This is a genomic window from Pseudomonas sp. LBUM1660 (assembly GCF_059695935.1).
This window is the reverse complement of sequence record NZ_CP166795.1, coordinates 4,371,179-4,388,244: the sequence shown is the minus strand read 5'-3', so window position 1 is coordinate 4,388,244 and position 17,066 is coordinate 4,371,179. Positions and strand designations below refer to the sequence as shown.

18 protein-coding genes and 2 pseudogenes are annotated in these 17,066 nt (G+C 59.0%); 7 read left to right on the top strand and 13 right to left on the bottom strand.

Annotated features, from left to right (window positions below):
• The first annotated feature begins 102 nt into the window (after positions 1-102).
• Positions 103-420 carry a hypothetical protein gene (locus ACA068_RS20325; RefSeq protein WP_046049178.1) on the top strand — a complete coding sequence of 106 codons (318 nt, stop codon included), beginning with the start codon at positions 103-105 and terminating at the stop codon, positions 418-420.
• A 71-nt stretch (positions 421-491) separates the two neighbouring features.
• Positions 492-1,382: a pseudouridine synthase gene (locus ACA068_RS20320; protein WP_497304312.1), complete on the top strand. Its 891-nt coding sequence runs from the start codon at positions 492-494 to the stop codon at positions 1,380-1,382.
• A 70-nt stretch (positions 1,383-1,452) separates the two neighbouring features.
• On the opposite strand, the gene ACA068_RS20315 is transcribed toward ACA068_RS20320, so the two are convergent.
• Both ACA068_RS20315 and mobA read right to left on the bottom strand, forming a co-directional pair.
• On the bottom strand, positions 1,453-1,674 hold the full coding sequence (locus ACA068_RS20315) for a YgdI/YgdR family lipoprotein (RefSeq protein ID WP_497304310.1): 222 nt from the start codon (positions 1,672-1,674) through the stop codon (positions 1,453-1,455).
• Positions 1,675-1,750: 76 nt separating this feature from the next.
• On the bottom strand, positions 1,751-2,353 hold the full coding sequence (mobA, locus tag ACA068_RS20310) for a molybdenum cofactor guanylyltransferase MobA (RefSeq protein ID WP_497304308.1): 603 nt from the start codon (positions 2,351-2,353) through the stop codon (positions 1,751-1,753).
• Positions 2,354-2,434: 81 nt separating this feature from the next.
• On the opposite strand from mobA, the gene moaB reads away from it, so the two are divergent.
• Both moaB and ACA068_RS20300 read left to right on the top strand, forming a co-directional pair.
• Complete coding sequence (moaB, locus tag ACA068_RS20305; protein ID WP_497304306.1) at positions 2,435-2,974, top strand: molybdenum cofactor biosynthesis protein B; 540 nt, start codon at positions 2,435-2,437, stop codon at positions 2,972-2,974.
• A complete protein-coding gene (locus ACA068_RS20300; RefSeq protein WP_497304304.1) occupies positions 2,958-4,184 on the top strand; it encodes a molybdopterin molybdotransferase MoeA in 1,227 nt (408 codons plus the stop codon). The genes moaB and ACA068_RS20300 overlap by 17 nt, the downstream gene beginning before the upstream one ends.
• A gap of 67 nt (positions 4,185-4,251) precedes the next feature.
• Here ACA068_RS20300 and ACA068_RS20295 read toward each other — a convergent pair whose 3' ends face one another.
• The gene (locus ACA068_RS20295) at positions 4,252-4,560 is read right to left on the bottom strand and encodes a hypothetical protein (protein WP_497304302.1); all 309 of its coding nucleotides are present in this window, start codon (positions 4,558-4,560) and stop codon (positions 4,252-4,254) included.
• A 322-nt stretch (positions 4,561-4,882) separates the two neighbouring features.
• On the opposite strand from ACA068_RS20295, the gene yegS reads away from it, so the two are divergent.
• The gene (gene yegS, locus ACA068_RS20290; protein ID WP_497304300.1) at positions 4,883-5,800 is read left to right on the top strand and encodes a lipid kinase YegS; all 918 of its coding nucleotides are present in this window, start codon (positions 4,883-4,885) and stop codon (positions 5,798-5,800) included.
• On the opposite strand, the pseudogene ACA068_RS20285 reads toward yegS, so the two are convergent.
• The 5 genes and pseudogenes from ACA068_RS20285 to ACA068_RS20265 all read right to left on the bottom strand — a co-directional run.
• Positions 5,784-6,344, bottom strand: a pseudogene (locus tag ACA068_RS20285) (response regulator); the annotation flags it as partial. The gene yegS and the pseudogene ACA068_RS20285 sit on opposite strands and share 17 nt — an antisense overlap.
• 55 nt (positions 6,345-6,399) lie before the next feature.
• On the bottom strand, positions 6,400-7,596 hold the full coding sequence (locus ACA068_RS20280; RefSeq protein ID WP_497303600.1) for an IS256 family transposase: 1,197 nt from the start codon (positions 7,594-7,596) through the stop codon (positions 6,400-6,402).
• Between the two features lie 122 nt (positions 7,597-7,718).
• Positions 7,719-7,832 (bottom strand): annotated as a pseudogene (locus tag ACA068_RS20275) (DNA-binding response regulator); the annotation flags it as partial.
• Positions 7,829-8,722: a sensor histidine kinase gene (locus tag ACA068_RS20270; RefSeq protein WP_497310635.1), complete on the bottom strand. Its 894-nt coding sequence runs from the start codon at positions 8,720-8,722 to the stop codon at positions 7,829-7,831. The pseudogene ACA068_RS20275 and the gene ACA068_RS20270, both read right to left, overlap by 4 nt.
• 421 nt (positions 8,723-9,143) lie before the next feature.
• On the bottom strand, positions 9,144-9,614 hold the full coding sequence (locus ACA068_RS20265) for a hypothetical protein (RefSeq protein WP_497304298.1): 471 nt from the start codon (positions 9,612-9,614) through the stop codon (positions 9,144-9,146).
• A 462-nt stretch (positions 9,615-10,076) separates the two neighbouring features.
• Between ACA068_RS20265 and ACA068_RS20260 the strand changes: the two genes are divergently transcribed.
• Positions 10,077-11,012, top strand: coding sequence for a chemotaxis protein CheV (locus ACA068_RS20260; RefSeq protein ID WP_090186330.1), 936 nt, complete (start codon positions 10,077-10,079; stop codon positions 11,010-11,012).
• A 151-nt stretch (positions 11,013-11,163) separates the two neighbouring features.
• Positions 11,164-11,970 carry an MOSC domain-containing protein gene (locus ACA068_RS20255; RefSeq protein ID WP_497304296.1) on the top strand — a complete coding sequence of 269 codons (807 nt, stop codon included), beginning with the start codon at positions 11,164-11,166 and terminating at the stop codon, positions 11,968-11,970.
• A gap of 72 nt (positions 11,971-12,042) precedes the next feature.
• Here ACA068_RS20255 and ppnP read toward each other — a convergent pair whose 3' ends face one another.
• The 5 genes from ppnP to atuD form a co-directional block, all read right to left on the bottom strand.
• A complete protein-coding gene (gene ppnP / locus ACA068_RS20250; RefSeq protein WP_010461229.1) occupies positions 12,043-12,327 on the bottom strand; it encodes a pyrimidine/purine nucleoside phosphorylase in 285 nt (94 codons plus the stop codon).
• 61 nt (positions 12,328-12,388) lie between these two features.
• Positions 12,389-12,937, bottom strand: a complete 549-nt coding sequence (locus tag ACA068_RS20245) for a 3'-5' exonuclease (RefSeq protein ID WP_497304294.1) — start codon at positions 12,935-12,937, stop codon at positions 12,389-12,391.
• 71 nt (positions 12,938-13,008) lie between these two features.
• Positions 13,009-14,970, bottom strand: coding sequence for an acetyl/propionyl/methylcrotonyl-CoA carboxylase subunit alpha (locus ACA068_RS20240; RefSeq protein ID WP_497304292.1), 1,962 nt, complete (start codon positions 14,968-14,970; stop codon positions 13,009-13,011).
• A 122-nt stretch (positions 14,971-15,092) separates the two neighbouring features.
• A complete protein-coding gene (locus tag ACA068_RS20235; protein ID WP_497304290.1) occupies positions 15,093-15,890 on the bottom strand; it encodes an enoyl-CoA hydratase/isomerase family protein in 798 nt (265 codons plus the stop codon).
• Entirely contained in the window at positions 15,887-17,044 is a 1,158-nt protein-coding gene (gene atuD / locus ACA068_RS20230; RefSeq protein WP_497304288.1) for a citronellyl-CoA dehydrogenase, read from the bottom strand. Before atuD ends, ACA068_RS20235 begins: the two co-directional genes overlap by 4 nt.
• Positions 17,045-17,066: the final 22 nt, after the last annotated feature.

The following is a 17,066-nucleotide window of genomic DNA, read 5'->3' as shown; positions in this document are numbered from 1 at the left end:
ACGCTCTTCGGATACTGTATGCGCATACAGTTATTCGTAATACTGCCTGCGTCCCTGGTTTTCGGGGGCGAGCAGGCAGTTCCGGGCGTGAGAGGCGAAATCGTGGTCAATGTCGAACAATTGAAGAACAGCGTGAACCGGATGTCGGCAGACGTGGTACGCGAGGCGGTCCTCGAATTGCGTCTGGATGGTCTTGTCACCGAAGGAAAAACGCCCTTCAATAAATTGCACTTCAACACCTGTTTTGCCGAAATCGAAGCATTGTTCCAGCGCGCGGGTTATCACCGCCAGCTCGATGTCGTGGGTTATCAGGGCTTGTTGTATGCGCTTTATGATCCAGGCCGCTGGGAAGCGGTCGATGTGCTGCGCTGGCTCAAGGAGTTCACCGAGGCGGCGGCGCGCGCGCAGATACCGGCGTGAGGATTCTCTACTAGGTTCGTTCCGGCCGCTGTTGGATAATGCTGCCCTGCATTGAGGGTCAGAGCGTTCGTATGTCCACTTCATCTTTTTCTGCTGCACACAACCAGGCCAGCACGCTCTACTTGCCGCCGGGACCGTGGCAGACCGTGCTCGATTGTTTGTGTGAACATTTCAGCGCTATCGGTCGAGAACAATGGCTGGACCGAATTGCTCGCGGTCGCGTGCTAGACGGGCACGGTCAACCGATTGCTCTTGATCTGCGTTACAAGGAAGGCCTGCGGATTCATTACTTCCGTGAGGTGCCGGACGAAAAACCGATCCCAGTGGTCGAATCGATCCTGTACGCCGACGAACACCTGGTGGTGGCGGACAAGCCGCATTTTCTGCCCGTGACGCCGGCTGGCGAATACGTGGAACAGACGTTGTTGCGCCGGTTGATCCGTCGACTGGATAACCCGCATCTTGTGCCTTTGCATCGTATCGATCGGCATACGGCAGGACTGGTGTTGTTTTCGGCGAACCCTGAGAGTCGCTCGGCATACCAGTCATTATTTCCTACACGGAATATCGAAAAACGCTACGAAGCAATCGCCCGTGCATTGCCTGAACTCACCTTTCCACTGGTTCATAAAAGTCGGCTGGTCGATGGCGAGCCATTCTTTCGCATGCAGGAAGGTCCGGGTGCCAGCAACACCGAGACGGCAGTCGAGGTTCGTGAGAGGAATGGCGATCTCTGGCGTTATGGACTTTATCCAGTGACCGGCAAGAAACATCAGTTACGAGTGCATATGACCGCTTTGGGCGCCAGTATCTGCAACGACCCGTTCTACCCTCAGGTGCTCAAGGATGTCGAGGACGACTATGCCAATCCCTTGAAGTTGCTGGCTCAGGGTTTGCGGTTTGTCGACCCGGTCACAGGCCAGCAACGTGAATTTGAGAGCACTATCACCCTGCAATGGTGATCACAGCGCTTCAGGCACGAAAAAGCCCGCATCAAGCGGGCTTTTCTGTATCCGGTGGGTGCCGAAAAGATTACAACTCTTTAACGGTACGAACCTGATCCTTGTTGATGCGGGTTTGTTTGCCATCGAGCTGTTCGAATTCGTAGAAACCCGAATCCTGGTCGTATTTTGGCGCGTCGACGGCCTGGATTTCGCGACCGTCATTCAAGGTGATCACTGTAGGCGATGCGCAACCGGCGAGGGTCGCGAGGCCCAGTGCGAGCATGAAAGTGGCGAGGGTCCGTTGAGTCATGAGTGTGTCTCCGAATATGAATTCTTTTGATTACTGAGCTTGAGACGTGTGCAACGCGCGCAAGTTCCTTCTCGTGTCAGTCTGACACAGTGTTGTGTTCACTTAACAGCTCTAGCGTGTTGAGGTTGGCCAGTCGAGGATCGTTATCGGGGCATTGCAGGGCGGTAGCGCTCAATTTGCGCATGAGGCGCCCCGGACTGCGTTCGCCGTCATTCCAGGCACTTTCGAACTCAGCCGAGAGCGCCACCGGGATAATGCACAGCAACGGCTCCCAGTGTTCGTTATGGCGCAGCATCAGCGGTTTGTCCGGATGCTGACGAGCGGCTTCACGCATGCTGTGAAGTAGGGCTGCATCGATACGCGGCACATCGCACGGCAATACCAGCAGGAAGGGGTGGCGGGCGGCCTTCAGGCCTGCGCGGATACCGGCCATGGGGCCCGGGAAGTCGCCTTCGTCGTCATGGACCAACTGGTCGGCATAAGGCGCGTATTTTTCCAGGTTCCTGTTGCAGGAGATGATCAGGTCATCGCTCAGCTCGCGGGTCTTGCGATGCAGATGCCCAATCAGCGGCTCGCCATGCCATTCCAGCAAACCCTTATCCTGGCCACCCATGCGTTGGCCTCGGCCACCTGCCAGGAGCAGAATGGAGCAGGGTGGCAAATGTGTATTCGAGGTCATGGCACGTCTCCATGGGGGCGGCGAAAAAATGAGGCGCTGTGATATAACACCGGGCTGTTTATCCTACAACTGGACGAGCCTATGAAAGCCAAGGCTGATGTACCTTTCGCGCCGCTCAACATCGCGGTGTTGACTGTCAGCGATACCCGCACCCTGGAAACCGATACGTCAGGACAACTTTTCGTCGACCGCTTGAGCGCTGCCGGCCATAACCTGGCCGCTCGGGTTTTGCTTAAAGATGATCTCTACAAAATTCGCGCGCAAGTCGCCAACTGGATTGCCGATGACGTCGTGCAAGTGGTGTTGATCACCGGCGGTACCGGGTTCACGGGCCGCGACAGCACGCCGGAAGCGGTGAGTTGCCTGCTGGACAAGCAGGTCGATGGTTTCGGCGAGTTGTTCCGGCAAATTTCGGTCGCAGACATCGGCACTTCAACTGTTCAATCCCGGGCCCTCGCGGGTTTGGCCAATGGCACGCTGGTCTGCTGCTTGCCGGGTTCGACCAACGCTGTGCGCACTGGCTGGGATGGCATCCTCGCTGAACAGCTGGATTCGCGGCACCGTCCCTGCAATTTCGTGGCTCACCTGAAGCTGGCGGCACCCTGTGAATCCCGTGGGTAAGCCTGGCAAAACCGGCAGCTTGATGGCTGTCGAAGTGGCGCTGGCGCGTTTGCTGGAAATGGCTGATGCATCAACGATAGGTGAGCGTGAGCGCTTGCCGTTGGCGCAGGTTCAGGGTCGCATACTGGCCGATGATCTGGTCTCGACGCTTGATCTTCCGCCCTGGCCGAACAGTGCCATGGACGGGTATGCCTTGCGCAACGCTGACTGGATGGGCGAACCCTTGGTGGTCAGTCAGAAGATTTTTGCCGGCCAGGCACCCGAACCGTTGAAGCCAGGTACCTGCGCCCGGATCTTTACCGGCGCGCCTGTACCGGCAGGTGCCGATTGCGTCGAGATGCAGGAGAACGCCGAGGTCCAGGCTGACGAGCGCGTCCGTTTTATCGAGACGATGACCCCAGGTCAAAATATTCGTCCGCAAGGCCAGGAAACCACCGTCGGCGAACTTGTTTTGCCGGCGGGCACCCGCCTGGGACCTATTGAGCAGGGGCTGGCGGCGTCGCTGGGATGTGCTGAGCTGAACGTGGTTCGCAAGGTTCGTGTTGCAGTCCTGTCAACCGGAGATGAGTTGATAGAGCCGGGCCAGCCCCTCGGGCCGGGTCAGATTTACAACAGTAATCGTGTGTTGCTGTGCAGTTGGTTGCAACGCTTGGGCTGTGAAGTGATCGATGCCGGTATTCTTCCCGATGATTTAGCAACCACTCGTGCCCGCCTTGGCGAGTTGAAGGATGTCGACTTGATCCTTTCTACCGGCGGCGTGTCGGTGGGAGAGGCCGATTTTCTGGGCATTGCCTTGCGCGAAGAGGGCGAATTGACCCTGTGGAAACTCGCCATCAAGCCCGGCAAGCCGCTGACGTTCGGTCATTTTCGCGGCGTCCCCGTGATCGGTTTGCCCGGCAACCCTGCGTCGACGCTGGTTACATTTGCCTTACTGGCCAGACCCTATCTTTTGCGCCGCCAGGGTGTGAAGGAGGTCGAGCCATTAAAGTTTCAGGTGCCTGCAGGGTTCGACTGGCCGAAGGCTGGGAATCGCCGAGAGTATTTGCGTGGACGCCTGGAGAATGGTCGGGCAATCATCTACAAGAATCAGAGCTCCGGGGTGCTTCGCAGTGCGGCCTGGGCCGATGGTCTGGTTGAAGTACTGGAAGACCGCACGTTGATCGAAGGCGATGATGTGAACTTCATTCCGCTGAGCGAAGTCCTGAGCTGATTCTGGTGAAAGTTCTTGCCACGCAAGCCCGGTCGATCGTGCCGGAGCTTGCGTTCATGGCTAGCGTTTAACGAACCAGAAGTGACACGACCTGATCAAAGCGGCTGTTGGCGACCCAGCCCAGCAGCCCCAGGACCACGGCTGTTCCACCCGCAGAATAGGCCAGTCTGTGTTTGATGGATTTAACATCGCCACGGACCTCTTCCATGTCTCTTCGGATGTATTTGAGGTGTGTCTCGAGTTCAATGACGCGAGGTTCCATATCAATTCCTCCGGCGGGCTTTGCGCTGTTATTGAATTCAGTCTGATTATTGGCGCGATTTTCTGCCAATGGCGCGACCTGACTGATCGGCAACCTGATGTCATGACTTTGCATGGACTAGACGCTCCTTGCCTTAAAGCCCTTTGGTTGGCCGACACTCTTGTTGATAGCGCTTCGTGGGGCCCTTGAAGAAGGTCTACTCATGGTTTGCACATCCCTGTGTATTTAATGTTGATGACTGATGCCGCGGACACCAAGGTGTACCAATCGCCAAGGTTGGTCAATTGAGCCGATTCCGCACATCTTGTAAGAAAATTCCCCGCGCTGTAGGACCACAAGGCTGCACGGGTCAAAAAAATTCAAATCCTTGCGACTTTTATAGGCGGTGGTGAGGTCCACATCTCCCATACAGAGTCCAGACATGGGAGCGACAATAATGAGTGAGCGCAAAGCGCTGTTGATTCTGCATGGCAAGCAGGCGCTCAACGAGGAGGTCCGCGCGGCCGTCGACGTTAAACGCAAGCAGGGCTGGGAGTTGGCCGTCCGACTGACCTGGGAGGCGGGTGACGCGCAGCGGCTGGTGGAAGAAGCGTTGAGCGCGGGCTATACGCAACTGATTGCCGGTGGTGGTGATGGCACCTTGCGTGATATCGCCGAGGCCATGGCTGCGCATTCGACGCAGGCCAGCCTGGTGCTGATGCCGCTGGGCACCGCCAACGACTTTGCGCGCGCTGCCGGCGTGCCGCTTGAACCCGCTCTGGCGCTGGACCTTCTGGAGGCCGCGCCGCACGCGATCGATCTGGGCGAGGTGGGCGGTCAAATCTTTCTGAACATGGCCACCGGCGGTTTTGGCAGTCAGGTCACGGCAAATACCTCGGAAGACTTGAAGAAGGTCCTCGGGGGCGCGGCTTATCTGTTCACCGGGTTATCGCGCTTCAGCGAACTGCATGCCGCCTACGGCGAGTTGCAGGGGCCGGACTTTCAATGGAGTGGTGAGCTTTTGGCATTGGGTATCGGCAATGGCCGGCAGGCTGGCGGTGGTCATGTACTGTGCCCGGAGGCGCTGGCTGACGATGGGCTGCTGGATATCAGCATTTTGCCGGCGCCGCAGGAAGTGGTCGGTACGTTGAAAACGCTGCTGGCCGATGGCTTCGGCATCGACAACATGTTTGTGCGAGCTCGCCTGCCATGGGTCGAGATCAAGGTTGCGGAAGGCCTCTACATCAATCTGGATGGCGAACCTATCGAGAGCGAGAACCTGCGATTCTCGGCGCGTCCAGCGGCATTGCGCGTGCATTTGCCGCAGAACTCGCCACTGCTGAGCGCTTCGAAAACGGTCAGTCGTCCAGACTGATGATTTGCTCACGCACGGCAAACAACACCAGACCGGCGACGTCGAAGATCTGCAGTCGCTTCATGATCTGCGAGCGGTGGGTTTCAACGGTTTTGATGCTGAGGCCCAGGCCATTGGCGATTTCCCTGGTGGATTTGCCGCGAACAATCAGCCGCAGGATTTCCAGCTGACGAGCCGTCAGGTTGTGCGAGTCCGCAGGCTCGGGCTGATGCTTCTGGTTGCGGATCAGTGCCTGGTTGATGACCGTGTGGGCAATGGCCGGGCTCAGGTAGCGTTCGTTATTGCGCAAGGCTTCCAGGGCATGTTCCAGCTCGGTGGCCGTGGTGTCTTTGAGCAAATAGCCATGAGCACCGGACTCAAGCGCCTGCATGATCAGTGCCGGGTCGGTGTGCATCGACAGGATCAGCACCTTGCTTTGCGGGCGGACCCGCTTGAGTCGCTGCAAGGCTTCAAGGCCGCCGGTCTCCTTCATGGAGATATCCAGCAGTACGATGTCAGGGGACAGCTTCTCGACCATCTCGAGTAGCTGCGATCCGTCATTGGATCGTGTCCCTGGACGTGGTGTAACTCCCGTGTTCTTGGCTGTTGAGTTTGATGCCTCAGTTAATTATGGCTGATAGTTTAGCCGTGGGGTTGTCACTCACCGCCTGGAAGCCTTCCAGCTGCATGTAGCGCTTCTGCAGGCTCCATTCGTCGTTCTGCTCCAGTAGCATGGCGCCGACCAGGCGCACGATGGCGGCGTCGTTGGGGAAGATGCCCACCACGTCGGTTCGCCGCTTGACCTCGGCGTTTAAGCGTTCCAGTGGATTGGTGCTGTGGATCTGTTGCCGGTGGGCCTTGGGAAATGTCATGTGCGCCAGGACTTCGTCCTCGCTGGCATCCATCAGCTGGCTGATTTTCGGGTACTTTTCGCGTAATTGATCCGCCACGACACGCCATTGCCGGCGTGATTCGGCCTCATTGTCCTGGGCAAAGACCGTGCGCAGCAGGGCCGCCACCATGGTGCGCTGGCCTTTGCCCACATGGGCCATGGCATTGCGCATGAAATGGACCCGGCAACGTTGCCAGGTCGCGTTGAGTACCTTAAAGATCGCGGCCTTCAGGCCTTCATGAGCGTCGGAGATCACCAGCTTTACGCCCCGCAGTCCTCGCCGCATCAGGCTGCGCAAAAAATCCGTCCAGAACGGTTCAGCCTCCGAGGGGCCTACGCGCATGCCCAGCACTTCACGACCTCCGTCAGTGTTGACGGCCACGGCGATTATGACGGCGACCGAGACGATCCGTCCGGCCTCCCGCACTTTGACGTACGTCGCATCGATCCACAGATAAGGCCAATCTCCTTCGATGGGGCGATCCAGGAAGGCGTGCACACGCTCATCGATTTCGCCCGCGAGTCGTGAAACCTGGCTTTTGGAAATCCCGGTCATGCCCATGGCCTTGACCAACTCGTCGACCGATCGCGTTGAGACGCCTTGGATGTAGGCCTCCTGAATGACCGCGGCCAAGGCCTTTTCAGCGGTGCGGCGCGGCTCCAGGAAGCCAGGGAAGTAGCTGCCACTGCGCAGCTTGGGGATGCGCAGATCCACGTCACCGGTGCGCGTCTGCCACAAACGGTCCCGATAGCCGTTGCGGCTGTTGGTGCGCTCCATGCTCTTGATGTCGTAGCCGGCGCCGCACAGGCCTTCAACATCGAGTTCCATCATGCGCTGGGCGACAAATTGAATCATTTGCCTGAGCAAATCGACGTCAGCCCCTTTCTCCAGCAGCTCGTTCAGTGAGACAGTAGGTTTGGTCATCGTGGTTCTCCCGGTTCAGGTTAGGTCTTTGCAAACTCAACCTTAGCCAAGAACCACGGTGACCCACTTCTTTCGCCGCAAGGCGCCTTCAGCTGGTTTCAGTTACACCACTTCCAGGGACACGATCCGTCATTGGCCTCACCAATGACCGCGTAGCCGGGAATATCCAGCACCAGAGCGCGCACGCCTGCCCTGATAAGCGAGTGGTCATCCACCAGAAGTAAGTTACAAGTCAATGCATAACCTTATTCGTACTGGCCCGTTCGAGCGCACGGGGCGCCCAGGGAAAGAGTGCTTCGATTTGAGTGCCTTTGCCCGGCTCGCTGGTCACGACCAGGGTACCGCCCAGTTGATCGATCCGTTCCACCATCCCGGCCATCCCGCGTTGTCCCTCTCGACCGGGGTCTGCGGATGGCGCGAATCCCAGGCCGTCGTCGCTGATCAACAGCGCCAAACCCTGGGGCGTGCGTTGCAGGCGGATCAACAGGTTGTTCGCTTCGGCGTGGCGCAGAATATTGGTCACCGCTTCCTGGGTGATTCGAAAGGCGGCCACCGCCATTTCTTCCGGTATGCCGGTCAAGCGTTGATGGCATTCCAGGCTCCAGTGCATCGATGTATTGACCAGAGTCTTGAGCAGATGCGCACGCAAACTGGCTTCCAGCCCGAGACTGGCCAACTGCCTGGGATTAAGAATGGCCGAGACATCACGAACCTTGGCCAGGGTTTCGTCCAGTGTGTCGCAGAGCACCGAGCACTGGCTTTGCATGTCTTCAGGCATCCGGCGTTTGAGCCATTCACTTTGAAGTTTTGCAGCGGTCAGCAGCTGGCCGATGTCGTCATGCAATTCACGACTGAGCCGGTGACGTTCGTTTTCCTGTACTTCCAGCAGACGATCGGCCAGCTCTTGCGGCTGAAATTTTATCGACTTGCGCGAGAGGCAATGTTGCACCCAGACGCAGGCGAGTGCCGCCAAATTGAGTATCAGCACGCTGACCGGCAGTGGGACAGACAGGCTGAAGGCCAGCAAGCTGCCAAGTGCCGAGCTGGTACACAGTAAAAGCGTGAACCGTCGCGCGTTTGTTTGGGAGGGTGGCCATAGGGTGATTGACTTGAGACTGGCGTACATAGCGGATGGAGCCAATGGATGTTCGCTGCGGGCAGACCGGCCATCGTGGTTGACGGGTCTCTGTCTGAAAATCTGTAGTGACTCGTCTTTAGCCGTGCTGTCCAGGGTTGGAACTACAGCCTCCAACTTATCGGACGGCTGTCATCTGGAATCACTTTGCCATTAATTAGCGTCAACTAAAGGTCGGCATAATACCACTTAAGATACCGTCGGTCGCGTTCGCTATATATGTCTGTTTGGTCAGGAATTGAAGTTCTGGACGATAGTTCCACAATGGAAAAAGTTTTATGGGTGGGATAATTATTTGTATCGAACTGTCGTTGACAGGTATGAAATATTCAATTGCGACATGAGCGCACTCAAGTTAATGAGCGGCATCATGGCAATAAGAATAGGCAACACGACCTAGTAATCGGAAGAGTTAAGCCTGCCGCTCAGAATAGGAAACGAGCGTGAACGGTTTGGAATTAACCGCTAACTGAAAATGACTTTGTCCGAGCTGAGACGCAAAGGCTTCAATCAGGGAAGTCTGTTCACTGTCATCCAGACTGAGTTGGCCGGTGGTCTGATCGATGAGTTCGAGTTGCCTGGCCATCAACGTAAAGCAGTCCTTCAGCGCACCCAGGGCCTGGTCGTGCAGTTCCATGTGGCTTTGGGCGTGGTTCAGCAAGCCGTGGATGTGCAGCGAAAATTCGGACACCGCTTCCAGCGCCAGAGCGTCGGCTCTGCTGGCCAGTTTCAGCAGACTGCTGAGCATGCAATCGATTGCGTCCTTGTCATTGCTGATGAGCTGCAGATGGCTCAGGCACTCCTCCGATTTGGCCAGGAGTGTTTCAGCTTCGACAAGAAATTCCGGTAAACGCTGAGCCCACTGTTTAGGGGTGTTCGGCATGCTTATCTCCACAACGTCATGTCAAATGAGGGGATGTCGTGTGTGTCGACGAAGACGTCCAGCGTCCCGACGCTGCCGTGCCGGCATGAGATCGCGCTCCGGCTGGCCTGGGCGCAGGCTGGGGAACTCGAGAGGGTGGATGGCCACTTACCTGCGATCGCACACAAAAGCCTGACTCCGTTCATGCAATGAGAATGGCGTCACATTAATGGCTATTGGATATTGCGAATATCAGGTTGGGCCTGATTGTTACTAGGGGAATCCCTTACACAGGGGAACCTAACGTGCAAACCGAGGTCGCGCCGCAGGGGATGAAGCAGATGAAGTAACTGCGCCAGTAAAGCATGATGTTAATGTGACATCAATGCCCGATCGTGGCATTTTGTCTCAGGGTCAAGGTCTGGCAAAAACAGCCGATAACCCTCTTTAGTGAATTCATCAGTACAAGCCCAGGAGACATTAATGGCCGGCATTCTCGACACGGTAGACCAACGCACGCAACTGGTGGGTGAGAATCGCCTGGAAATTCTCATGTTCCGCCTGGCCGGTCGGCAATTGTTCGCGATCAACGTCTTCAAAGTGCAGGAAGTGTTGCAACTGCCAAAGCTGACCCTGATGCCCCAGCGCCATCCGTTTGTGTGCGGCGTGGTCAACTTGCGCGGGCAGACGTTGCCGGTGATTGACCTGTCCCAGGCCATCGGTATGCGTCCGCTGGTGCCTAGCCCTACCAGTACGATCATCGTCACTGAGTACAACCGCTCGGTGCAGGCGTTCCTGGTTGGCGGCGTAGACCGCATCGTCAACATGAACTGGGAAGCCATTCTGCCGCCGCCCACCAGCGCCGGTCGCCAGCATTACCTGACCGCCATCAGCAAGGTCGACGACCAGTTGGTGGAAATCATCGACGTCGAAAAAGTCCTGGCCGAAATCGTGCCGTACAACGCCAAGGTGTCGCGCGAGAAACTCGACGACCCGGTGCTGGAGCGCGCCCGTGGTCGTGAAGTGCTGCTGGTGGACGACTCCAACGTCGCCCTGTCGCAACTGCGCGATACCCTGGGCCAGTTGGGCGTGAAAATGCACATCGCCAGAGACGGCTTGAAGGCGCTGAACATGCTCAAGGCCTGGGCCGATACGGGCGTGTCGATGACCGACAAGCTGCTGATGGTCTTTACCGACGCGGAAATGCCGGAAATGGACGGCTATCGCCTGACCACCGAAATCCGCAACGACCCGCGCCTGCGCGGCCTTTACGTGGTGCTGCACACGTCGCTGTCGGGCAGCTTCAACGACTCGATGGTCAAGAAGGTCGGCTGCGACAACTTCCTCTCCAAGTTCCAGCCGGACAAACTCGTCGACGTGGTGCGCCAGCGTCTGATGCTCGATGAAGTGCCAGCCTGATCATGACCTGAGCAACCAACCGGCCTGAGGTTGCAGGGGCTGCCCTGCAACATAGAATTTCCCACAGGGTAGGCAGAGATTGGTTTTCAGCCTTTGATTCGGCGACCAAGCTCGTATAGGGTGGCATTTTTTGCCTACCAGGGAGCTGGCCATGTTGCGTCTGAGCGCGCTTTACCGTTATCCGTTGAAATCCGGCAAGGCCGAGTCCCTGCAACAGGTCAGCCTCGACAAACTCGGTCTGGACGGTGATCGACGCTGGATGCTCGTGGACGAGGCCAGCGGGCGCTTCCTGACCCAGCGCGCGGTGGGGCAGATGAGCCAGTTGTCGGCGCTGTGGAATGCCGACGGTGGCTTGACCCTCAGTGCTCCTGGCCGCTCCCCCATCGACATTGCATTACCCGCCAGCGACGCTGAACTGCGCGGCGTGACGATCTTCAAAGACAGTCTGCGCGTACCCGATGCCGGTGATAAGGCCGGTGCCTGGGTCAGCGAGTTCATTGGAAAGCCGACGCGCCTGGTGCAAATTCCTCTGGATCGCGCACGCACCACGCAGGCGGGTTACGGCAGGGACGACGATCAAGTGGCGTTCGCCGACGGCTTCCCGCTGTTGCTGATCGGCCAAGCGTCTCTGGAAGACCTCTCGCAAAAGGTCGGGCGCCCGCTGGAAATGCTGCGCTTTCGCCCGAATCTGGTGATCGAGGGCAGCGAGGCGTTCGCCGAAGACAGCTGGAAGCGTATCCGCATCGGCGATGTCGAGTTCCGCGTGGTCAAGTCCTGTTCGCGCTGCATCCTGACCACCATCGACCCGCAAACTGGCGAGCGCAGCGATGATCGCGAACCTCTGGCGACGTTGCAGAAATACCGCTCGGAAGCCGACGGCGCGATGTTCGGGCAGAACCTGGTCAACGACAGCAATGGCCAACTTGAAGTCGGCATGCCAGTGACGATCCTGGAATAAACACACGGAATGAAAAATGCCCGGGTCCCAAAGGCCCCGGGCATTTTTTTGTCGCTGTGAAAACCCGGGGGTTTAGCCGCGGTATTCGCACAGGTAAGCGGTGTCGACGGCCACTTTCAGCTGGAACTTGCTGTTGGCAGGCACATTGAACTGGCTGCCGGCGGCGAAGGTTTCCCAATCGGTGCTGTCAGGCAGCTTGACGGTCAGGGCGCCGGTCACCACGTGCATGATTTCACGCTGGCTGGTGCCGAATTCGTATTCGCCCGGAGCCATGACGCCGATGGTCGCAGGACCTTCAGCGGTGCCAAAGGCGATCGACTTAACGGTGCCGTCGAAGTACTCGTTGACTTTAAACATGGGCGATTCCTCGAAAAGGGCTAAAAAGGGCCGGCCAGTATGCACAAGGCCTCGAACGCCGTCACCTATCCTGGGGGAGAACCTGTGGCAACAGGCGCGCCGTATTGCGCGCATCTTCCAGTGCCCGATGCTGTTGGCCATTGAACTGCATGCCCGCCAGTTGCAGCGCACCGTTGAGCCCCAGCGGGCGCTCCAGGCGCCGGGCCTTGGCAAAGCGCTGCTTGAGGTTCATGTGCGGTACTCTGGCAAGAACGCTGTCCAGTCGCAGTCGCTGCCATTCCTGAAGCAGTTGCTTGCGATCGTAATCGCCCCAACTGGCCCAGCCCTCCAGCTCCGCTTGATGGTGCACGAGCCATTGCTCGAATGACGGCCAGACCTCGCTCAGCGTCTGCGCTGTGTCAACGTTGGCCTGAGTGATGTGCGTCAGCTCCCGGCAAAACGGCGTCAGCAGCGGGCGTCGCAATGGCTGTACAAAACACTGGAAATAATCCACTTCGCGCCCTTTTCGGTCCACCAGGGTGGCACCGATTTCGATGATTTCCATTTCCGTAACTGGCCAGCCACCGTCATCGGTGGTGGCTTCCAGATCGATCACCAGCCAGTGAGGCATCGCAGGGTTCCTGGTATCCGCGTCCTGATAGGGCTTGAGCGTAGCCAAAGCCGGCGGATCCGCCTAGCGGCTTATTCGACCTCCAACAAAATCTGACGATTCTTGACCTGATCGCCGACCCGCACCTGCAAGCGTTTAAGCACCCCGTCGATCCCTGATTTGAGCGGGTGCTCCATTTTCATCGCTTCGAGCACCACCAGCAGTTGACCTTTGCTGACCGGGCTGCCCTCGCTGACCAGTACGTCGACGATCGCCCCGTCCATGGGCGCCTTGAGGGTGCCGGAGCTGACGCTGGCCTGGCTGCTGACCAACGCTTGGGTCCGATCGACCAGACGCAGGCTGCCGGGTCGGGTGAACAACCAGAGTTGCCCGGCCGCGAGGCGGTAGGCATGGCGTTGGCGGATGCCGTCGATCATCAGTGTTGCCCAGTGCCCGTCGCACTGAATGACCTTCAATTCCAGGGTTCGGCTGCCGACTTGCAAGCGGTACGGTGAGTCAGGCGCTGCGTTCAGTTCCACCGGCCAGTCCTGATCCTCCAGGCCGATTCGGAAATGCAGGGGCACGCTGGCGTTGTTCCGCCAACCGGCCAGCGGGGCGCGGTGAGCCTGCGCCGAGTCGTGATAGAACAACGCCGCCGCAATGGCCAGTTCTTCCGCGCTCGGAACCCTCGGATGCAGACAAGGATGGTCGGCGAAACAGCTCGGGATAAACCCGGTGCTGAATTCGCCGCTGATGAACTGCGGGTGTTGCAGCAGGCTGGCGAGCAAGCGCTGATTGCTTTGCACGCCCAGTAACACGCTGTCCTGCACCGCCCGCAGCAGTTTGCGCCGGGCTTCTTCACGGGTCGCGCCATGGGCGATGATCTTGCCCAGCAGCGGATCGTAGAACGGGCTGATGTGCTGACCCTCGATCAAGCCGTGATCGATCCGCACGCCGTCTTGCAACGCAAGCTCCCACGCCTCGATTCGCCCGGTTTGCGGCAAAAAGTCCTGGGCCGGATCTTCGGCGTACAAGCGCACTTCCATGGCATGCCCGTTGAGCTGCACGTCTTCCTGTCTCAGCGGCAGCGGCAGGCCCTCGGCGACGTGCAGCTGCCAGGCCACCAGATCGAGGCCGGTGATCAATTCGGTCACCGGGTGTTCCACTTGCAGCCGGGTGTTCATCTCCAGAAAGTAGAACTGCCCGCGCGCGTCCAGCAAAAATTCCACGGTGCCGGCGCCCACGTAATTCACCGCGCGCCCAGCCTTCAACGCGGCTTCGCCCATGGCCTGACGCAACTCGGTGGTCATCACCGGGCACGGCGCTTCTTCAATGACTTTCTGGTGACGACGCTGGATCGAACAGTCGCGCTCCCCGAGATAGATCAGGTTGCCGTGCTGGTCGCCGAACACCTGAACCTCGACATGACGCGGATCGATCAGCGCTTGTTCGAGGATCAGTTCGTCGCTGCCAAACCCGTGCAGCGCTTCGGAGCGCGCGGTTCGCAGCTGTTCCAGCAAATCGTCGGCGCTGTGCACCAGGCGCATGCCTCGTCCGCCGCCGCCGGCGCTGGCCTTGATCATCAGCGGATAGCCGATGCGTTCGGCTTCGCGGCTCAGGGTCGCATCGTCCTGTTCGGCGCCCTGATAGCCTTTGATGCAGGGCACGCCGGCTTCGAGCATGGCGAGTTTCGACAGGCGCTTGCTGCCCATCAACTCGATCGCTTCAGGACTCGGGCCGATGAAGGTGATGCCGGCGTGTTGGCAGGCGAGGGCGAATTCGGCGTTTTCCGAGAGGAAGCCGTAGCCGGGGTGGATCGCGTCGGCACCGCTGCGCCGGGCGGCGTCGATAATCGCCGGGATGTTCAGGTAGGACTGCTGCACCTGGGGCGGGCCGATGTTGACCGCTTCGTCGGCCATTTGGACGTGCAGGGCGTCGGCGTCGGCATCGCTGAATACGGCGACGGTGCGGTAGCCCAGGGCGTGGGCGGTGCGCTGGATGCGGCAGGCGATTTCACCGCGGTTGGCGATGAGGATTTTGCTGAGTCCGGGCATGGGTCGTTCCCTTTGTTTTTGCGGTGAATGTGATGGCCTCTTCGCGAGCAAGCCCGCTCCCACATTGGAATGCATTTCAATGTGGGAGCGGGCTTGCTCCGGGCGACGTTCCGACGAAGCTTTTAAGAGGCCCACCCCGGTTTTCGTTTTTGCACAAAGGCCATCGTCCCCTCGACCCCTTCAGATCCGGTCACCGCTTCGCTGAACCACCCAGCCGCTTCATCCAGCAAAGCGTCCGAAGGCTGCCCCGCACTCGCCAGCAGCAGTTTTTTGGTCGTGGCATTCGCCCCCGGCGCGCAGCACAACACATGGGCGAGGATTTCATCGAGGCGTTCGGCCAAGGCTTGTGCGTCATGCTCGACGAAATGCACCAAGCCCATGCGCCGCGCCTGGGTGCCATCGAAACGCGCGGCTGTCAGTGCCAGTCGACGTGCCTGGGTCAGGCCGATGCGCTGGACCACGAACGGCGCGATCTGCGCTGGCAACAGACCGAGGCTGGTTTCCGGCAGGCCGAACTGCGCCAGGTGATCGGCCAGGGCGACGTCGCTGACGCACGCCAGCCCCAATCCACCGCCGAGCACTGCGCCTTGCAGCACCGTGATGACTACTTGCGGCGCGTGTTGCACCTCTTGCAGCAGCGCGCCGAACGCTCGGTTCAAATCGCGATAGGCGTCCGGGCCTTGAACGCGGGCACTGGCCATGTCCTTGATGTCGCCGCCGGCACAAAAATGCCCGCCGGCGCCGCCGATCACCAGCGCACGAACGGCTCGATCGTCACGCACCGCGGCCAGTACCGCACGCAGTTCGGCGACCATCTGCAAGCTCATGGCGTTGCGGCTTTCCGGGCGGTTGAGGGTGATGTGCAGCACGCCGTTATGGGATTCGAGCAGCAACGTCTGGCAAACCGGCAGGGCGCTCATTTCTTTTTCCCCGGCAGGATGCCCATGAGTTTGCAGATGATGCCCAGCATGATTTCGTCGGCCCCGCCGCCGATCGACACCAGCCGCACGTCTCGGTACGCGCGGGCCACCGGGTTGTCCCACATGAAGCCCATGCCGCCCCAATATTGCAGGCAGCTGTCGCTGACTTCGCGGCCCAGTCGCCCGGCCTTGAGTTTGGCCATCGACGCCAGGCGTGTGACGTCCTGACCTTTGATGTACTGCTCGGTGGCCTGATAGACCAGCGCTCGCAAGCATTCGATTTCCGTCTGCAGTTCGGCCAGGCGGAAGTGAATGACCTGATTGTCGATCAGCGCGCTGCCGAAGGTTTTGCGCTCCTTGCAGTACTCGATGGTGCTGTCGACGCAGTATTCCAGGCCCTTGATCATGTTCGCCGCGCCGAACAGACGTTCTTCCTGAAATTGCAGCATTTGCATCATGAAGCCCGCGCCTTCATGGCCGATGCGGTTGCGCTGCGGCACGCGCACGTTGTCGAAAAACACTTGGGCGGTTTCCGAACTGCGCATGCCGAGCTTGTCCAGATGCGAACTGAGACTGATGCCCGAGGTGTTCATCGGCACCATGATCAGCGATTTGTTGACGTGCGGTTTGTCGTCGGAGGTGTTGGCCAGCAGGCAGATGAAGTCGGCGCTCGGCGAGTTGGTGATCCACATTTTGCTGCCGTTGATCACGTAGTCGTCGCCGTCCTTGCGGGCGGTGGTTTTCAAGCCGGCCACGTCGGACCCGGCACCGACTTCGGAGACGCCAATGCAACCGACCTGTTCACCGGTAATCGCGGGACGGAGGAATTCTTCGCGCAGTTCATCGGAGCCGAAACGGGCGAGGGCAGGCGTGCACATGTCGGTCTGCACGCCGATGGACATCGGGATCCCGCCACAGTGAATCGTGCCGAACTCTTCGGCCGCCACGATCGAATAGCTGTAGTCGAGGCCCATCCCACCGAATTTTTCCGGTTTGGAAATCCCCAGCAAGCCGAGGTCGCCGGCCTTGCGGAAAATCTCGTGGATCGGGAAGCGTCCGGCCTTCTCCCATTCTTCGACATGGGGATTGATCTCGTGATCGACGAATTGGCGGACCGTGCGACGCAGTGCTTCGTGTTCCTGGGTGAAGATCATTTTTATTGTTCTCCTGTGATCC

Excerpts from the sequence above, each read along its gene's own strand:
- ACA068_RS20320 (WP_497304312.1), top strand. The coding sequence starts at position 492 with ATGTCCACTTCATCTTTTTCTGCTGCACACAACCAGGCCAGCACGCTC.
- ACA068_RS20315 (WP_497304310.1), bottom strand. The coding sequence starts at position 1,674 with ATGACTCAACGGACCCTCGCCACTTTCATGCTCGCACTGGGCCTCGCG.
- mobA (WP_497304308.1), bottom strand. The coding sequence starts at position 2,353 with ATGACCTCGAATACACATTTGCCACCCTGCTCCATTCTGCTCCTGGCA.
- moaB (WP_497304306.1), top strand. The coding sequence starts at position 2,435 with ATGAAAGCCAAGGCTGATGTACCTTTCGCGCCGCTCAACATCGCGGTG.
- ACA068_RS20295 (WP_497304302.1), bottom strand. The coding sequence starts at position 4,560 with ATGCAAAGTCATGACATCAGGTTGCCGATCAGTCAGGTCGCGCCATTG.
- yegS (WP_497304300.1), top strand. The coding sequence starts at position 4,883 with ATGAGTGAGCGCAAAGCGCTGTTGATTCTGCATGGCAAGCAGGCGCTC.
- ACA068_RS20280 (WP_497303600.1), bottom strand. The coding sequence starts at position 7,596 with ATGACCAAACCTACTGTCTCACTGAACGAGCTGCTGGAGAAAGGGGCT.
- ACA068_RS20270 (WP_497310635.1), bottom strand. The coding sequence starts at position 8,722 with ATGTACGCCAGTCTCAAGTCAATCACCCTATGGCCACCCTCCCAAACA.
- ACA068_RS20265 (WP_497304298.1), bottom strand. The coding sequence starts at position 9,614 with ATGCCGAACACCCCTAAACAGTGGGCTCAGCGTTTACCGGAATTTCTT.
- ACA068_RS20260 (WP_090186330.1), top strand. The coding sequence starts at position 10,077 with ATGGCCGGCATTCTCGACACGGTAGACCAACGCACGCAACTGGTGGGT.
- ACA068_RS20255 (WP_497304296.1), top strand. The coding sequence starts at position 11,164 with ATGTTGCGTCTGAGCGCGCTTTACCGTTATCCGTTGAAATCCGGCAAG.
- ppnP (WP_010461229.1), bottom strand. The coding sequence starts at position 12,327 with ATGTTTAAAGTCAACGAGTACTTCGACGGCACCGTTAAGTCGATCGCC.
- ACA068_RS20245 (WP_497304294.1), bottom strand. The coding sequence starts at position 12,937 with ATGCCTCACTGGCTGGTGATCGATCTGGAAGCCACCACCGATGACGGT.
- ACA068_RS20240 (WP_497304292.1), bottom strand. The coding sequence starts at position 14,970 with ATGCCCGGACTCAGCAAAATCCTCATCGCCAACCGCGGTGAAATCGCC.
- ACA068_RS20235 (WP_497304290.1), bottom strand. The coding sequence starts at position 15,890 with ATGAGCGCCCTGCCGGTTTGCCAGACGTTGCTGCTCGAATCCCATAAC.
- atuD (WP_497304288.1), bottom strand. The coding sequence starts at position 17,044 with ATGATCTTCACCCAGGAACACGAAGCACTGCGTCGCACGGTCCGCCAA.